This window comes from Kitasatospora sp. NPDC059571, from assembly GCF_042735675.1.
In the GTDB taxonomy this organism is placed as follows: Bacteria; Actinomycetota; Actinomycetes; order Streptomycetales; family Streptomycetaceae; genus Kitasatospora.
Genome location: NZ_JBHWBW010000055.1, coordinates 4,813 through 21,355 on the forward strand (window position 1 = coordinate 4,813; position 16,543 = coordinate 21,355).

Genomic DNA, 16,543 nt, shown 5'->3' on the forward strand with positions numbered 1-16,543 from the left:
ATTCCCCTTCGGTAATCTCACACTCGCCCAAAACCCCCCACAAGGTGGTTTTCGTCCCCAACACCCACACCCCCCTACCACCAAACCCGCGGGGATGTAACCCCCCCCCCCCGCGCCTGGCTAAACTCCTCGCGGCCTAACCAACCAACCACGTGTTGCGACGACCACCAGAAACCGCCCTGGGCCGCGGCCCGGCTGCCCGCGGTTGCCGAGTTCGACGGCGACGACGCGGCACACCAACGCTGGGTCCTGGCCCGCCGCAGCCTGGCCCCACCCGACGAGGTCGCCTACTACCTGGCCCACGCCCCGGCCGGCACGACCGTCCCCGAGCTCGTCCGCGTCGCCGGCGCCCGCTGGGCGATCGAGGAGTGCTTCCAGGCCGCGAAGAACGAATACGGCCTGGACGAGTACGAGGTCCGTCGCTACGTCGGTTGGTACCGGCACTTCACGCTCGCCATGCTCGCCCAGTCGAACTGGCGCCGCCAGCAAGGCCGTCGCCCGCCGCTGCCACTACCAACGCCGAACGCGCCCCGATCGAGGGAGTCACAAACCGCAGCCAACATGACAGACCGTCAGCCCACTGGACTCAACAACAGGCCACTGACCAAGACAAACGAAGAACCGCAACTGCAGTACTAGCTGTTGCCGCCCCGAGGCTCCAGGTCTCCGATCACTCCGATCCTGATGCCGAGCCACGGATAGGTGAGGCTGAAGAACGCATTGTCCTGTGGCTGAAGCCCGACCGCGGAAGGCCACATCTGGTACGCGCCCGCGTTGGATACACCCCCGTGCGCGCGACGCCAGATCCGTTCGGAGTCACCTCCGGTCGGTGGCGTTGTGATCGTGTCGGTCCATTCGACCGCGTTGCCGCCCTGGTCGAGGGTGCCCCAGGGTGAAGCGCTCCTGGCCTGACCTACCGTACTGAGGCTGCCCTGGTAGAGGCTGGCGTAGCTGACAGGGTCCAGTCCGAACGGATTGACGGTGGCGCAGACATCGGACTGCACCTCACTGGGGCACCAGGTGGGGGCCGGCTGGCTGGTGGCGTGGTACGAGGCGAGTGGCTGGGTCGCCGCGTTGACGACGTCCCCGTTGGCGGAATTAAGGAGCGTGGGGGACGGGGCGGTCGCCTCGCCGTCGCCGAAGACTCCCGGATTGGTCGGGTACTTCCAGTAGGAGTAAGTGCCGCCGCCTTTCGGGTCGAAGTAGGCCGCCTTGATCCACTCGTCCTGGCTCGGCACGACGAAGCCGGAGTCATGGGCTCGGGTCGCGTCCGGCCGGGCGAGGTCGTACATCCCACGCTCGGTCTGTCGCGACAGTTCGACTTGGTATCTGACGTAGTTGAACCCGTTGCCACTGCTGTCCTGCCTGGAGATCAGTCGGCCGTTGTAGAGCGAGTTGACGAAGCGCGCGGCCTTCAGGAAGTTTGCGAAGCCGTAAGGCTTGTCCGCCCATTCCGGATACGCCACCGAGTAGTGGCGGCCGTCGCCAGCGCCGGCGGAGAAGTCGATCGGGCCGTACTTCGGCCACGCAGACGAGCTCTCGGTCCTGTCGTAAAGGCGATGGGGGTCGCGGCCCTCAGGATCGACCGTGTTCAGGAAAGCCACCCATTCGGCGACTGTGACCTCCAACTGCCCAATTTGGTAGGGATCTCGGACGGCACCGACCATCAGACAGCCGGTCGACGTGGGAGGGGCGTCGGCGCACGTGCGATAGACGGCGTCCGTGAACGGGACGACGCCTACCGCAGGGTTACCGGGCGCGCCGACTTTGACGGTCGTCACGGTGATGACCGCACCGCTGCCGTGGTTACCACGGTCGGGCGAGAGCGATTCGGCGGCTCCGGCCCTGGAACCGACAATCGCGTGCGGTGCGAGCAGGAGCGGCACTCCGCAGGCCGCCAGAATGGCCCTGCTGAGACGAGTTCGACTGAAGACGACGTGCATGGGCAAACCTTTCGTCCCTGGCGGCTCGCCCGTGGCCGCAAGCAGCGTAGAGCGGCCAAGAATCACAACAGCAGCGGGTAACCATAAGCTACCTCTCCTATTACTCTCCGCACTTGCAACACGACGGAGCCCGGGCTTCAAGTCAGTCAGCCATTCGCCAGCCGAGCAGCGGATTACGCCAACCGCGCCGCCCACGGGCGACCGCCAGTGCAATGAATGCGCTGGTTGATGCGGGATTTCGAGCCGTCCAGTCGGAGTCCCGGGCGCGACTGTCGAGGCAGAAGTGACCAGCGTGGCACCTGCCCGCGAAGCCCGCCGGAGATGCGCACTCCGTCCTGTCTCAATCCAAAAAGACCGGCCCCGATGGCCATCCGTCCGCGCCCGGTGCGCGGTCCGTGGCCAAGGCGGCGATCCCGCAGTATGCCGCCATCATGACGGATCGTCGGCCGTGTCCGGGCGACCTGTCCGACGCCCGCTGGGCCCTGATCGAACCCACCCTGACCGCCTGGCGCCAGGAACGCACCGCACGCGCACTCTCGTTTGGCCGACCAGCCGAGCACGACCTGCGCGACCTCCTCGCCGCGATCCTCGACGTCGACCGCACCGGTATCTCCTGGCGCTACCTCCCACGCAGTGCCCACCCTGGGAGACCGTCTACGCCTACTTCGCACGCTGGCAGAAAGAGGGAGTGCTCGAGCAGCTCAACGAACTCCTGCGGCGTCTGGTCCGCACTGCCGAGGGTCGGGATCCGGAGCCGTCGGCCTGCATCGTGGACTCTCAGAGCGTGAAGACCTCCACGAGCGTTCCAGCCTCGACCCCAGGGCCCCGATGTCGGGAAGCGGATCGTGAGCAGAAAACGCAATATCGTCACCGACACGATCGGCCTCCTGCTCGTGGTGCTGGTGACCGCCGCGAGCGTCCAGGACAACGCCGCCGGCCGACAACTGCTGACCGCTGCCGCCACCGAGCACCGACCGTCCGCAAGGCCTGCGCCGACATGGGCTACAAAAACGCCGTTGTCGAGCACGGCGCCGCCCTGGGCATCGATGTCGAGATCGTCCGGCGCGACCCCGCCACCAGGGATTCGTCGTCCAGCCCCGCCGAGGGGTCGTCGAGCGCACCTTCGGCCGGCTGATGAACCACCGCCGCCTCGCCCCTTCGGAAGGTTGGGGTCATGGCTTCTGGGGTCTTCCGTGTCGCCCCGCTGGCCGGAGAGACGGCCTCGTCGTTGATGGGTCGGATCGCTGACCGGTACGGAGTGCCGGTGCCCGAACCGCAGTCGTCGTGAGAGCGGGGGGAACCAGCCGCCTGAAGCTGGCGCCCTGCCGCCGGTCAGGCCCGCGCGACCAACAGGCCTGTCGAGGAGGCCAGCCCCGTCGTCGAGACGTGACGCAGACCCGCGGCCGCGAACAGCGCGGTGAACTCCGCCTCGGTACGCTCCCGGCCCGGGTGCAGTGCCATCATGACGGTGTCCCGCAGCTTCCCGTCGTGCGGTGCGTTGTCCTCCGGCACGATGGCGTCGATCACGACGACCCGGGCATCGGGCGCCATCGCCCGCCGGATCATGCCTAGCACCGTTGTGCACTGCTCGTCGTCCCAGTCGTGCAGGATCATCGACAGGAAGTAAGCGTCCGCGCCCTTCGGCACGCTGTCAAAGAAGTCCCCGCCTACCAGGTCTACCCGGTCGGCGACGCCGGCCGCCTCCAGCACCGTCTTCGCACCACGAACCACCGACGGCTGGTCCAGTAGGGTGGCCCGCAGTTCCGGGTGGCGTGGCAGAATCGTGGCAAGCAGGTGCCCATGCCCGCCCCCGACGTCGACCACCCGCCTTACGTCGGTCAGGTCACAGCTCTCCACCGCCACGGCATGCACACGCCTGGCCATTTCGCCCATTGCGTCGTTGAAGATTTCAGCGTGCTCCGGGTGGGCAGCCAGGTGTGACCACCATTCCGTGCCGTGCACGTGCGGGAACGCCGGACGACCGGTGCGCACCGAGTACGAGAGCGAGTTGATGGCCTGGAGTTTCTCGGGTATCCCCCAGAACCTGATCCATGCCCGAACCGACCCGGGCACGTCGGCGCGCAGCGTCTCGGCCAGTGAGGTCAGGGCGAAGGCCCCGGGCTCCACCTCCTGAAAGACGCCGTGAGCGGCCAACGCCCGCAACAACCGGTGCAGTGATCGCTGGTGAGCCCCACACCGGAGGGCGAGCTCCGACACCGGCAGCGGCCCGTCCGCCAGGATCTCCGCGACATCGAACTCAGATGCCACAACGAGGAGTTGTGTGACAAGAGCGCCGTGCAGCAGGTCCATCATCTGTTGCTGTGGCCGCCGGTCCACCGGCTCGGGAGCCGCACCCGGCGGGTGCTTGACCGTGTTCTCGCGGGCGTTCGGCGATCCCTGCTCTTTGTAGACCCTGATGTTCTGCACGTGGCTTCTCCTTGTCGTCAGTAGCTGCTACCCGAAGCTCGGGGGATGCTTGGAGTTCTCCGAGGACGGCTCGCGTCGGGCATGCGGCGCTGGCGCCGGTGCGGGTGCGGGTGCGTCACCGTGGGCGGCTCTTGTTCAGTGCTGCTGTGGTCGGCCGGCCCCAGCGGACAGCCATCTGCCCCGGATCAACGTCAGCTTGGCATGGTCCCCGGTGGTCCGCACTCCGCCGGGGTGAACGGCGCTTATCCACTGCGTTGTTGATGAGAGCTCGGAAGTCCACACCTGCTCACCCTTCGCCACAGATCGTTGCCGGTTGAAGCGAATGGGGAGGTTCGGCGAGCGAAGAGCGGGGAGCCGCCCGCCGATTGAGAGCTTGGTTCGACCCGACGGTATGCCGCTTGCCGAGGCCGGTCGGCTTCGAAGGTGAGGAGGTCCGGCCAACCGTCCGGCACCAGATGGTCGCCTTCAGCGAGCACCAGCTCTCCGGCCAGGCGCGCTCACGGGGCAAGCCGACGTTCCGTCAGCCCGTCAGCCCAGCCCTGGTGGCAGCCCCCGGGCAGTGCCCCTAGCGTCGGTCCGAGCCAGCCACCCACACAATGAAGTCACCGGTGATCACATCGCGTCACCGCACGGCATCCCCGAACGCAGTAGGAAAGCAGGTCACCGCTCATGCCCAGGCGCCGAGTCCATCGCCTTGCCGCGGCCACCGCCGCCGCGACCACCCTCACCACCGTCCTGGCCGGCGCGGCGTCGCCGGCTCATGCCACCGGGCACCTGCACGTAGTGCAGCCGGGCGAATCGATTCAGCAAGCCGTCGACTCGGCAATCCCCGGCGACACCGTCCAGCTGCTCCCCGGCACCTACGTCGGTAGCGTCCGGATTTCCACCCCCGGCCTCACGCTTCGCGGCGCGGGTCCCAGCAGTGTCATCACCCCAGGCGATGCCGCCGGCGGCACCGCAGGTGACCAGGCCTGTGCTGCCGCCGGGCACGGTCTCTGCGTAGTCGGCACTGACCAGAGCCCGCTCGGGGGCATCACTATCGAGGCTCTTGCCCTCACTGGCTTCCGGAAGAACGGCATCAACGCCAGCGCGACCGACGGCATGACCGTGCGCGCCACCTACATCCACGATAACGGCCAGCAGGGCATCAGCCAGGAGAAGTCCACCCGCGCCGTGATCGTCGGCAATGAATCGACAGGCAACGGCCAGTCCGGCATCTTCCTCGCCAACATCGTGGACGGTAAAGGCAACGGCGCAATCGGCACCCGCGGCACCATGGTCAGTGGCAACCGCCTCACCGGAAATCGGATCGGAATCGCCGTCCGCCGCTTGCGCGACCTCAGCATCGAGCAGAACGACATCCAGGGCAACTGCGGAGGCATCTTCATCGTCGGCGACGAGACCGTGCCCCGGGCCGGCTCGCTGAGCGTCACCCGCAACCAGGTCATCGCCAACAACCAGTACTGCGCACCCTACGCTGGGCTCACGCACATGCAGGGCACCGGCATCCTCCTCACTGGCGCCGAGGACGTCTCGGTGACGCAGAACAAGGTCAGCGACAACGTCGGCGACTCACCGATGTCCGGTGGCATTGTGCTCTTCCACAGTCTGGTCGGTGTGGCCAACACCCGGAACACCGTTCGCGGCAACCACGCGTCCGGCAACTCGCCGGCCGACCTGGTCGACCGCGAAGGCGACACCACCAACTCCTTCACCCTCAACCACTGCTCCGTCTCCGAACCGGCTGGCCGCTGCTGACCCCACCAGCCTGGCTTCCGCAGTTCAGCGGGGTCTCGACGGTGTGGATCTGGGATCGGGGCGCTGGTCCGCCGGGGCGCGATTGAGGATGTCCACGTCCTCACGCAGGCGGCGGTTCTCCCGCTGCAGCCGGGCCAGTTCCTCGCGCTCGTCGCTGGTCGGACCGTCCCGCTCGCGGGCGTCTGTCTCGGCCTGCTTCACCCAGTCCCGCACCGCGGTCCCGGTCAGATCGAAGTCCTTCGCGACCTGGCCCACCGATCGGTCACCCGTGCGGCACAGGTCGACAATTTCCGACTTGAACTCCGGCGTGAACGAGCGCCTGGGACGCGGCTTCTTCTTTCCCACGCTCTCCATGATGGACATCATCCCTCCGGGGCCGAAGCCCCTGATCAGGGATGTCCGTCAAAGCGGATCAAGCCCAGACAGCAGCTCCCAGGCCACGCATCTGGTTAAGGGTCAGCCGAGGTCGAACTGGCCACCGCCGAGTGGGTGGACTGGCACAGCCACCGCCGACTCCACGGTGAGATAGGCCGCGTCCCGCCAGCCGAATACGAAGCCGACTACTATCTGACAGCCACGAAACCCCTGGCCACGGTCACAACGTAGAGTCTCCGGCCAACCCGGTGCGGTTCAAGGCGCGTCGTGGACGTGGGTGAGGCGGGGAGTGCCGTGGACTCAGCCGAGCCATTGCCCGGCGGTGCCTTGGTTCTGGCTGGCTCGGTCGCTCTCGGCGCGGGCGCGGTCGAGCTCCAGGAGGACGTTCAGCGCGGAGAGCGCCGCCGCGCTGGCCGGCACCGCCGCGGTGGCCGCCTCGGTCGCGCCGTGCCGGTCGCCGGCTCGCCACGCCGCCACCGCCTTGGTCGCCAGCGTCTGCAGCTCGGCGAGCTGCGTCGGCACCGCCTCGGGATCGTGCTCGTACGGATCGCTCATCTCGTCATCATCACCGTGTACCGGCGTGCTCGCCCGGGCTGCTCAGCCAGAAGCGTCGACGTCGTCGGCAACCAGGTACACAGTGTCGGGAGGGTCATCAGCCCCTCCGGGTCCGCGGTCGAGGCGACGGGTCCTTCCGCGTGCGCGAGGCGGAGCGACGGGACGCGGGTGGTCCGGACGCCGCGCAGTCGTCGCTCGCACGCGTCGCCACGATCAGAACGTCTCCGCTGCTGCCTGGGATTCTCCTGCCTGGACCGGGCTCTTTTCCTTTCTCATGAGTGGACCGGCGGTCCCTGGCGGTGTTTTCGGCGACACAGAGGTCGCCATGGGGTTCCAGGTCCATTCAGGAGATATCGTTCGACATCGAAGTGGGCCGCACCCCTTGAGGGGTGCTCGCCGAAGGCCTGGGCAAGCTGGGCCTCTTGCTGGGCATGGGTGCCGCCGGCGTCACCGGCCTCGTACCGGCGGCGGGCCGCCTCGCCCGGCATCTGGTGTGTGATCGTCCGAGGCGCGGATCGTCGGCAAGGTGGCCGAGCCGGCGACAAGCCGCGGGCAGCCGGCGGCCCTGCAAAGAAGCGTCCTTGGTGTGCGTTCGAAGGAAGAGGGCCGCTCAAGAATCGTCGGGCCAGGCTGTCGGAGAAGGATGTCGGCGGTCACGATCGTCCCTGACTCTTTGTCAGTCCAGCATTATTCGGTGATGTATGGCCGTTTGATTGGCCTGGTAGCCGTTTTAATGAATTCGTGGAGGTTGTCGTGCCGCAGCCGGAGCTGACACCGGAGGAGATCGCTCTGATCCGCGAGTATGTGGAGATCCCTCCGGGAGTCTCGATGGACCACCTGGATGTGCAGCGGGCACGGCTCGCCAAGGCCGTGGGCGGGTGGTTCCGCAAGACGGGTCCCGGCCTCTACAAGATCATCACGGAGAGACCGCGCCCCAGTGCGGAACACCCGGATATTCCGTAGATCCCTCCGGCCACCGGACCAGGCGACGTCCCCGGGGATGGCCCTCGCCGACCAGGCTTCCTCTTTCCGCCGGGAACGGCCCGCCGAGCGGAACGGGTGAGGGCGGACCCACCGAACTCGGAGCGACAGCACGCCGGCTGACGATCGGACTCACCGGCTGGTCGGCGGCGATACAGGCCGCCGAAGTGCGGCCGTGGCATCGGCGGCAAGGTACGCGCCGTGGCCGGCGGGCCGGTCGGACATGGTCGTTGGGGGCGTCAGCCCTGCGTTGGGGGCGGGTCCGAGCCGGCGACGGGTACGCCGGGCGGCATGTCCTCGGTGCAAGGCTCAGGAAAACAGGCCCGCTCGACCGGCAGCAGCCGGTCATCGGCTGGGGTCGGAGCTCGTGATCCCGCCCTGCTCGCCGTGGTGGGCTCATGCGGGGTGTGCGGGCCGCCTACGGCCACCGGGACGTGAACGCCACCCTGGAGGTCAAGGCCGCCGGACGGGCGGTGACAGCCTGCGGAGCGCAGGCAGGCCGGGCCTCGTGCCCGCGCAGCGCGGAGAAACAGTCGCAAGTCGGCTCGGACTGCGGCGTCAAGAACGGCCCCGTACCGCTGGGGTGTTCAAACATGAGGTTGGCTCCAAGCGTCCGGTGCGGTGGAAGGGCGCGCCCGTGCCGGACTGCCTTGTCATTCGGCATCGCAACGAACTGCGGCCATCCGGCATCGTGGACGGACCTGGCCATGCGGGTGCGGGCGAGCGCCGTCACGGCCAGATCCTCGACAGCGACCGTTGGGTCCTCGCGGATCACCATCGTGGAGAGCGGTGATGGGACTCGCGCCGGGCGTCTGCCACGGCCGCTTGGGCTCGGGCGGCCTTCACCCGAGCCTTCTCATCGTTCGCTCCCTTCTCCTTGCGGCGGAGGCTCTGCTGTGCGCGCTTGAGCTTCTTCTCCGCGCGACGCTGGAGCCGGGACTGTCAATCTTCCGCCCGTCAGAGAGGGCCGCGAAATGCGACGGACCGAGGTCGATGCCGCAGACCGCGTCCGTGTTCGTGTCCGGCATCCGCCGGAGATCCGCGGCGGAGTCCGTCTCCACGGTCAACGTGGACGGCGCCGACGGCAGCGTCCGGGGCCGCTTCGCCCGCACATGGCCGATCTTCGGGCGGGAATCCCGCCGGGAAACTGACCGATCATTGCATGACGCAGATGATGACCGCAAAAATGATCAGCCAGGCCATCACTGACAGGATAATCGCCGGAAGCAACTCTCTGATCAGGCTCCGTTCGTTCACATGGCAAACCCTAGTGGCGCAGTACGGAATTGTCCGCCATGCGCGCTGGGGAGATTCGCATAGCGCGAACCATGCGCACCCGCAGACGGCAGCCTGACCAACAAGAGCTGAAAGCCGTCTAGGAGCTCACCTCACATCTCCCCCTGGCAAGTCACCCGCCGACCGCCTCCGGAGCGCTCGTCGACCTAACAGCGACCTGACGCACGAACCATTTCGGGCGGCCTCTGGGGAATTTCAACGAGCACTTTCCGGGGAATTTGGTGAGCGAACGATAAACGCCGCTCGACCGCCGGCAAGTTGCCCTCCGCGCCGGGCAGTGCCGATTGCTTCCCCCCGCACGGGGCAACTTTTTCACCCGACGCGGTGAAAGACCGGAGAAATCAAATCGGAGAGGCCTGTGAGCGCCGCACGATGAAGGTCCAGATCCCCAACTGCCTCAGGAGGGTCGTGAAAACCCTGGTCCTGCGCCCTGCCGGCCCCACGCTGACTGCTTTCGCCCCCGTCACCGGCACGACCGACCCGGCCTGCACGCGGACGACATCCACCAGCACGTCGAGGTCAACCCGCCCGCGGCTGTCAGGGCCCGGACCGCCGCACCGCAGTCATCGAGAACGGCCGTGCCAACACCGGGACACCGTCCATGAGTACGTCACCGTCCACCCCGGCCATGAGGTCAGTGTCCAGGCGGTCGCGATCGGCGTCGACCAGGACGAAGGCCGCCCGCCGTCGCCCTCGCTCCCACCATCGCTGCGCCCATCGGCCCCAAGTAGCCTTCTTCCTCGCCCGGACGCGCCCTCGCCAGGCCTTCGGCCGGGGGCGTACTCCACTTTCGGCAGGGACCGTTGCGAACACGCGAGTGCCGACGTGCCGGTCCTCGGTGGACGGCGGCGCCGGGAGTCGGCCGGTTCCCGGTCCGGGGCGGCAAACCGGTACGACCGGAAGACCTGGGGGTGCACGGGCAGCGGCCTGGCCGGCCAACGTCGCCAAGGGCTCGGCAGCAGAGCGCGGGCGGGCCAAGGGCGGTGATACGCAGACGGACGGGACGGGCTTGGTCCCTTTCCGCACACGGGACACCTGACGTCCCGCCGTCACCCGCCGTCCCGCGCCACCCCACGCGCCCTTCCGTCCCTCCGGACGGTGTCTTGCCATGCCCGGAGAGCCCGGGCGGGACGGAGTCGAGGATGACTGATGAGTGAAGACAGCGTGAGCCTGCTTCCCGAGGCGGAGCACGCGGGGACGAGCGGAATGACCCGCCGCAGCTGGTACGTATCGAACGAGGCCAGTGCGGCGTTCGCCGCCGCGGTCGATCGCATCTACTGGCAGACCCGCGAGCCGAAACATCGCATCGTCTCCGAGCTGTTCCTCCTCGCAGCGAACCATAGCGACGAGATCGTCGCGGAACTCAGCCCCACTGCCAGGGCTCTTGCAAGGTCGGTATGATCTTGCACGAGCCCTGCCGGCGACAGGACGGTCAACCATGAATTCGCTGAGGAGGCCTGCCGGAGTTCACGGCGGACCGATTCCGCCGGCCGGACGGCCCGCCATGCTGAAATGGCGTCACTTTTCTTATGAAAATTCGGCTTCGCATGCATTTGATGCATTTGCAGCCGTCCTGAGGTGGGTGGAGGTGACGATGGGACTCACCGCCGGACGATCAGGGACCGCCCGGGTACGGGCCGGGCGACGCGAGGGCGCGGGCCAGCCGTCCGGGTGGCCGAGGCGCCGCCCTGACGCGTCCCCGCTCCCCGGACCTGTGGCCGCACGTGACCGCAGCCGCGGACCACGCTGCGCGCCCCGGACGGTCTGCGCCGCTGTGCTCGCCCTCGTGTCTGCGCTGGCGTGGGCGGTTGCCGGTCCACCCCACCTCGCTCGAGCCGCGGGCGCGTGCACGGCGAGCCTGTGCGTCCTCAGCCCCAACGCCGCGGACGCCCTGTACGTCCACCCTGGAAGCCTGCAGGTCACCGGCGACATCCGGGTCAACTCGACGAACAGCCAAGCCGCGCTCGTCAGCGGCAGCACCACGGTCACGGCAACCGGAGGTACCATCGGCGGCCCGGCGGCGCCGGCCGGTTTCGCCGCCTCGGGCGGCGGCGCGTACAGCCCGGCCCCGACCAACCAGGCCGCCGCGACCGACCCTTACGCGGCCCTGGCCCAGTGCCCGGCCGCGACGGCCTGCCCGACGACGCCGGCCTCGCCGTACCCCACCATCAACCACGTCACCGGGAACCAGACGATCAGCGCGGGGGTGTACACCAGCATCACGTCCCTGTCCGGCACGCTCACCCTGAACCCCGGCACCTACGTCGTCACCACCGGTATGACGATCTCCGGCGGAAAGCTCGCCGGCACCGGCGTGACGATCTATCTCGCCTGCCCGGCCTACCCGACGGCGTGCGCGGCGGCCACCACCGGCGCGTTCTTCCTCGACCAGACCGGCGGCAAGTCCACCCTCAGCGCGCCGACCACGGGGGCGTTCTCCGGCATGACGTTCATCGCCGACCGCAACAATCTCGCGCAGGTCACCGTGACGGGCAACGGCACGCAGATCACTGCCAACGGCGCCCTTTACACCGCCGCCGGAAAGCTGACCGCCTCCTCCGGCGGCAAGGCCAGCTTCACCCGCGCGGTCGTGGACACCATCGAGACCAACACCGGCAACAGCACCCAGATCAGCATCATCCCCAACTCCGGCTCTCTGTCGATCGCCCTGCCCGCCGCCGTGTCCCTCGGCAGCGCGGCGCCCGGCGACACGATCAGCGTGGTCCTCGGATCGGTGACCGTCACGGACGGGCGAGGACTGGCGACCAGCAGCTGGACCGCAACGGTGTCCGCCACGAACTTCACCAGCGGCAGCGGCCAGACGATCACCGCCACCAACGTCTTCTACTGGTCCGGTCCGGCGACCAGCACCAACGGCACGGTCACGGCGGCCCCCGGCCAGGGCGACGCCTCGGCCAAACAAGCCCTCAGCAGCTCCAGAACCGCCTTCAGCTCCACCGGCAACGGGAACAGCGCCACCAGCTGGACCCCCACCGTCGTCGTCGCGATCCCCGCCGCCGCCGTGAACGGCACCTACACCGGCACCGTGACCCACTCCGTCGCGTAACCCCTCGCGTCGAAGCCCCCCGACAGTCCGGCCGGGAGCTCCGCCCCCGGCCCTCGGGCCAGGCGGAACGGACGAGGCATTGCGGATGGCGGCCAACGAAGTGGTCGAACGGCCCGAGCCGACCCACGGTGAGTGCGGTCACCCGGTGGCACCTGCCGGGAAAGCCCTGCGGCCGGGCACCGCAGCCACTTCGTCGTCCAGGGCGACAGCGACATCGGGTCCCCCGCTCTTCCGGTCCCTCATTGCCGGCAGGCCGGGTCCACGGGCAACCCGGAACCACCACCGCCCGGGAGCCGGACACGCCCTCGGACCACGGCTCGGCACCGCCTTCGAGTTCGAACACCCACTGGACGGCGGTCTCGCCGACCCGGCCGTCCTCGCCACCAGGTGCACGCCACCGTGCCGGAGCACCCGAGCCCCGGCCGTCGACGCCAGCCTCCGCCGGCGCTCGCCCGGATGCGGACGCAGGACCTCCAACCGCCGCACCCGACGTTCCCGGGGCGACAAGGACGGTCGTCCACTCGACGCACACGGTCGGGTCTGTCGACTTCCAGCCGTGGAAGGTCACCGCGACCGGGGGCGCTTCCCGTCGGGGCACGCCGCGTCAAAGGTGCTCCACCTCGCGGTCCGGGATCGGGAGCGGATCCCTCGAAGTGCGCGACGCCGGCCGGGCGCTGAACCACCTCTCACCGTTCGTCGAGGACCGGATCAGCGCTCGATGCGCCCGTGGCACTTACCCGAGAACGCTGACACCTTCCACGGAAGCATGGCCTCAGCTCACCCTCCGGCGGCGCACCACCCCGTAGCCGAACGCGACCACGACGACGACGGCCAGCGCGACGGCGGGGACGCCCGGTGTCATCGAGGCGGAGTCCGCCGCGTCCGGGGTGACCGGCGCGCCGGCGGCGGAGCCGACGGGGAAGGTCAGGGTGGCGGTGACGGTGTGTCTGACCAGGCCACTGGCCAGGGTCAGGCGTACCTTCCACGGGCCCGCCGGGAGCTGCCGATCCAGCAGGACCGTGACGCGCCCGGCGCTGCCGATGCCGAGTGTGGTGCCGAGGTTCACCGAGAAGGGACCGGCGCTGAGTGAGCCCGGCCCCTCGGTCATGGACACCGATCCGGTCATGTCGAGGGCGCGTGCACCGGTGTTGCGGACGACTGCCACGACCTCGGGGGTGCCGTCGGGCGCGCGCGCGGGGGTCACCTCCCCGATCCGGAAGTCGGACGGCGGCTCGCCCCCGGGGCCGACGTCGAGGTAGAGCCGCACTCCGACCCGGTTGACCACACGGACGTTACCGGCCTGATCGGCGGGACCCGCGACCTGCGCCCACACGACCGCGTACCGCTCACCGGCGGACGCCTTCGGCGGAACCCGGACGCTGACCTCGACCACGGCTGCGCCGTGCGCCGGGACGTGGCGCACCAGGGGGCGCGGCGTCGGCGGCCCGCCCGCCCCGTCCTTGCGCGGGGTGCCGCATCCCCCCGGTGCGGCGGATGCCGCCTCCTGCGTGGCGCAGTCGTCGACCGAGACCCAGGTCGTGAGCTCGTTCGGGGTGAGGTCGGGCTCGGCGGTGAAGGTGCCGTTGTCGATCTCGGCGGAGCCGGCGTAGAGGTCGACGCGCTGGTCGGTGTCGGAGGTGTTCGTCACTTGTAGCCGGCGGTGGATGACGGCGCCGGGCGCAAGGTGATCGACGATGTACATGTGTGCGCGGGGGTCGGCCTCGCGGCCGCGGGGCGCATCAAGGAGTCTGAGACCGATGCTGCCCCCGGTGGACGGTGGTGGCTGTCCGGGGTCGGCGGCCGCACCGGCGACCGGGCCGCAGAGCAGTGCGAGCACCCCCGCGGCCGCGCTCATCGCATGCGCCCGGCTAGGCGATCGAATGTGTCACCGTCCCGGTGTATGTGCCGTTCACTGCGGCGGCGGGGAGAGCGACGACGAGCGTGGGGTTCCATGTGGCGGAGTTGTTGCCGGTGCCGCCGGAGAGGCTGAAGGCGGTGCGGCTGCTGCTGAGGGCCTGGGCGTTGCCAACCGCGGCCTGGCCGGGGGTGAAGGTGCCCGTGCCGGTGGTGGCGGTTGCGGTCCCCGACCAGTAGGAGACCGCGCTGGTGGGGACGGTCTCCGCGGGTGTGCCGCCGCCCGTCGTGAAGCTGGTGGAGGTCACGGACGCGACCCAGGACGCGGTGAGCAGGGCCCGGGCGTCGGTGACGGTGACGGCGCCCAGCTGCGCGTTGATGGAGTTTCCGGGCAGTCCGGAGCCCAGGCTGGCCGAGCTAGGGACGGAGATCGAGAGTGCCCCGCCCGAGACGGAGAACGTGACCGTCGTGTCGGCGGCGCTGGCCACACCGGCGATGGCGACGGCGGCCGCGACGCCAGCGACCACGGAATATCGGATACGCATGGACTTCTCCTTCTCGGCCAAGCATGGACTGCGATGAATTCGAGCGCCTCCCGTTAGCAATCCAGATAATTATCCGCCTGCGCGCGGCGTTGAAACGCCTTTCCCTCGTCCGGCCGAGCATTGACCAGGTGCCTGCTGGGCGGGCAGAAAACGTATCATCAGCCCCCGCGGGCCGCTTGCCCAATTCACTCGACCGGGCATTTCGAGCCGCCGCCTGAATCCGCGACGAGAAATTCTTCGCGTATCACCTTTCGCACCTTGGTCCGGATTGGTGAAGAGTCTGGAATATCACCCGTATCACCGTTTCCCGCCGGGCCCGGCGGGGATTGTGCGTGCGCGGCGGGATCGTGTGAGCGGTCCCGGTCCGTACGCCTCGCGTCGCGGCCTGCGGGCGGCCGCGCGGGCCCCTTCCGCGAGCCGGGCGCCGACGATGGCGTGTGCTGACGGGCGCTCAGGGTCGCGGTGTCCTCATTCGAAAGGTGTCCCATGTCCCACCGCCCCGGCCGCCTCAGGCGGCTTCGTCGTGTGTTCGCCGTCCTGGCTCTGACGGGCGCGCTCGGTGCGCCCAGCACCGTCGCCTTCGGTGACGCCCCGGGCCGCCCCGCGCCCCTGCGGCCGTGGGTGAAGTCCTGCCTGCGGCACGGGGGGCCGGCGGGACTCGTGAACTGCCTCGCCCGGCACGGCCGCCGGCCTGGCGGGCCGCCGTCGCCGGCCCGCCTGGCCACCTCCGTCACCGAGTGGGCGACGCCCGCCTCCGCATCGGGCCCGGCCGGGATCACCGCGGGTCCCGATGACGCACTGTGGTTCACCGAGAACGCCGCGAACGCGGTGGGGCGCCTCACCACGGGCGGCTCGTTCACCGAGTACTCGGTGCCCACAACCGGCGCCGGACCGGCCGGGATCACCGTGGGGCCCGATGGCGCCCTGTGGTTCACCGAGTCGAACACCGACAAGATCGGCCGGGTCACCACCGGCGGCTCGTTCACCGAGTACTCGCTGCCGACCTCCGGGGCCTACCCGTGGGGCATCACCGCGGGTCCCGACGGCGCTCTGTGGTTCGCGGAGCCCGGCGCCGGCAACATCGGCCGGATCACCACCGGTGGCACGATCACCGAGTACGCGGTCACCACCGGCGCCTACCCGCTGAGCATCACCACCGGCTCCGACGGCGCCCTGTGGTTCACCGAGGTGCTGAACGGCAGCATCGGCCGGATCACCACCGGCGGCACGGTCACCGAGCACGCGGTCCCCGCCATGGACTCGCTGCCCATCGGCATCATTTCCGGGCCGGATGACAACCTGTGGTTCACCGACGCCGGAGCATCGCAGATCGGGAAGGTCACCACCGGCGGATCGTTCACCGGCTACAGCCTCACCGACCCTGTCTTCCCGTTCCCGTGGGGCATCACCAACGGCCCGGACGGCGCCTTGTGGTTCACCGAGAACCTCGGCAACGACATCGGCCGGATCACCACCGGCGGCACGATCACCGAGACGGCGATCACGACGTCCAACTCGAACCCGCTGGACATCGCCACCGGATCCGACGGCGACCTCTGGTTCACCGAGAACTCCGCGAGCCAGATCGGACAGGTCACTCCCTGACCTGGGCCGATCCGAGCCGCCGCCCGGCCGGGAGAGGGAACCGGGGGGGGGGGGGCGGCGCCCCCCCCCGCGCGCCCCCCCGCCGGCGGGGGGCGCCCCGGGCGCGGGGGGGGGGGGGGCGGCGCCCCGCGCCCGCG

At 69.3% G+C, this 16,543-nt stretch carries 11 protein-coding genes and 3 pseudogenes; 8 read left to right on the plus strand and 6 right to left on the minus strand.

Annotated elements, in window-relative coordinates; genetic code table 11:
* Window positions 1-243 precede the first annotated feature (243 nt).
* Window positions 244-639 (plus strand): annotated as a pseudogene (locus ACFV0G_RS09530) (hypothetical protein); the annotation flags it as partial.
* Here ACFV0G_RS09530 and ACFV0G_RS09535 read toward each other — a convergent pair.
* Window positions 636-1,943, minus strand: a complete 1,308-nt coding sequence (locus tag ACFV0G_RS09535) for a hypothetical protein (protein WP_380544318.1) — start codon at window positions 1,941-1,943, stop codon at window positions 636-638. The pseudogene ACFV0G_RS09530 and the gene ACFV0G_RS09535 sit on opposite strands and share 4 nt — an antisense overlap.
* A gap of 431 nt (window positions 1,944-2,374) precedes the next feature.
* Here ACFV0G_RS09535 and ACFV0G_RS09540 point away from each other — a divergent pair.
* Window positions 2,375-3,191: pseudogene (locus tag ACFV0G_RS09540) on the plus strand (IS5 family transposase).
* A gap of 84 nt (window positions 3,192-3,275) precedes the next feature.
* Here the strand turns inward: ACFV0G_RS09540 and ACFV0G_RS09545 are convergent.
* Entirely contained in the window at window positions 3,276-4,370 is a 1,095-nt protein-coding gene (locus tag ACFV0G_RS09545; RefSeq protein WP_380544321.1) for a methyltransferase, read from the minus strand.
* A gap of 669 nt (window positions 4,371-5,039) precedes the next feature.
* On the opposite strand from ACFV0G_RS09545, the gene ACFV0G_RS09550 reads away from it, so the two are divergent.
* The gene (locus ACFV0G_RS09550; RefSeq protein WP_380544324.1) at window positions 5,040-6,128 is read left to right on the plus strand and encodes a nitrous oxide reductase family maturation protein NosD; all 1,089 of its coding nucleotides are present in this window, start codon (window positions 5,040-5,042) and stop codon (window positions 6,126-6,128) included.
* A 24-nt stretch (window positions 6,129-6,152) separates the two neighbouring features.
* Here the strand turns inward: ACFV0G_RS09550 and ACFV0G_RS09555 are convergent, their stop codons facing one another.
* Window positions 6,153-6,473, minus strand: a complete 321-nt coding sequence (locus tag ACFV0G_RS09555; protein WP_380544328.1) for a transposase — start codon at window positions 6,471-6,473, stop codon at window positions 6,153-6,155.
* Window positions 6,474-6,593: 120 nt separating this feature from the next.
* On the opposite strand from ACFV0G_RS09555, the pseudogene ACFV0G_RS09560 reads away from it, so the two are divergent.
* Window positions 6,594-6,734: pseudogene (locus tag ACFV0G_RS09560) on the plus strand (IS3 family transposase); the annotation flags it as partial.
* A 69-nt stretch (window positions 6,735-6,803) separates the two neighbouring features.
* On the opposite strand, the gene ACFV0G_RS09565 reads toward ACFV0G_RS09560, so the two are convergent.
* A complete protein-coding gene (locus ACFV0G_RS09565) occupies window positions 6,804-7,058 on the minus strand; it encodes a hypothetical protein (RefSeq protein ID WP_380544331.1) in 255 nt (84 codons plus the stop codon).
* Window positions 7,059-7,799: 741 nt separating this feature from the next.
* Here ACFV0G_RS09565 and ACFV0G_RS09570 point away from each other — a divergent pair.
* The 3 genes from ACFV0G_RS09570 to ACFV0G_RS09580 all read left to right on the plus strand — a co-directional run bounded on the left by ACFV0G_RS09570 (window position 7,800) and on the right by ACFV0G_RS09580 (window position 12,402).
* Window positions 7,800-8,021 carry a hypothetical protein gene (locus ACFV0G_RS09570; protein WP_380544334.1) on the plus strand — a complete coding sequence of 74 codons (222 nt, stop codon included), beginning with the start codon at window positions 7,800-7,802 and terminating at the stop codon, window positions 8,019-8,021.
* A 2,463-nt stretch (window positions 8,022-10,484) separates the two neighbouring features.
* Window positions 10,485-10,736: a hypothetical protein gene (locus ACFV0G_RS09575; RefSeq protein WP_380544338.1), complete on the plus strand. Its 252-nt coding sequence runs from the start codon at window positions 10,485-10,487 to the stop codon at window positions 10,734-10,736.
* 385 nt (window positions 10,737-11,121) lie between these two features.
* Window positions 11,122-12,402: a hypothetical protein gene (locus ACFV0G_RS09580; protein ID WP_380544341.1), complete on the plus strand. Its 1,281-nt coding sequence runs from the start codon at window positions 11,122-11,124 to the stop codon at window positions 12,400-12,402.
* Window positions 12,403-13,174: 772 nt separating this feature from the next.
* On the opposite strand, the gene ACFV0G_RS09585 is transcribed toward ACFV0G_RS09580, so the two are convergent.
* Window positions 13,175-14,257 (minus strand): peptidase, encoded by a 1,083-nt coding sequence (locus tag ACFV0G_RS09585; protein WP_380544344.1) that lies wholly within the window; start codon window positions 14,255-14,257, stop codon window positions 13,175-13,177.
* A 13-nt stretch (window positions 14,258-14,270) separates the two neighbouring features.
* Window positions 14,271-14,801 (minus strand): hypothetical protein, encoded by a 531-nt coding sequence (locus ACFV0G_RS09590; protein WP_380544347.1) that lies wholly within the window; start codon window positions 14,799-14,801, stop codon window positions 14,271-14,273.
* 486 nt (window positions 14,802-15,287) lie between these two features.
* Here ACFV0G_RS09590 and ACFV0G_RS09595 point away from each other — a divergent pair, with 486 nt between their 5' ends.
* Complete coding sequence (locus ACFV0G_RS09595) at window positions 15,288-16,406, plus strand: virginiamycin B lyase (protein WP_380544350.1); 1,119 nt, start codon at window positions 15,288-15,290, stop codon at window positions 16,404-16,406.
* Window positions 16,407-16,543 lie beyond the last annotated feature (137 nt).

Bases quoted from the DNA above. Each gene is read 5' to 3' on its own strand.
- ACFV0G_RS09550 (WP_380544324.1), top strand. From the start codon at position 5,040: ATGCCCAGGCGCCGAGTCCATCGCCTTGCCGCGGCCACCGCCGCCGCG.
- ACFV0G_RS09595 (WP_380544350.1), top strand. From the start codon at position 15,288: ATGTCCCACCGCCCCGGCCGCCTCAGGCGGCTTCGTCGTGTGTTCGCC.
- ACFV0G_RS09590 (WP_380544347.1), bottom strand. From the start codon at position 14,801: ATGCGTATCCGATATTCCGTGGTCGCTGGCGTCGCGGCCGCCGTCGCC.
- ACFV0G_RS09565 (WP_380544331.1), bottom strand. From the start codon at position 7,058: ATGAGCGATCCGTACGAGCACGATCCCGAGGCGGTGCCGACGCAGCTC.
- ACFV0G_RS09585 (WP_380544344.1), bottom strand. From the start codon at position 14,257: ATGAGCGCGGCCGCGGGGGTGCTCGCACTGCTCTGCGGCCCGGTCGCC.
- ACFV0G_RS09535 (WP_380544318.1), bottom strand. From the start codon at position 1,943: ATGCACGTCGTCTTCAGTCGAACTCGTCTCAGCAGGGCCATTCTGGCG.
- ACFV0G_RS09575 (WP_380544338.1), top strand. From the start codon at position 10,485: ATGAGTGAAGACAGCGTGAGCCTGCTTCCCGAGGCGGAGCACGCGGGG.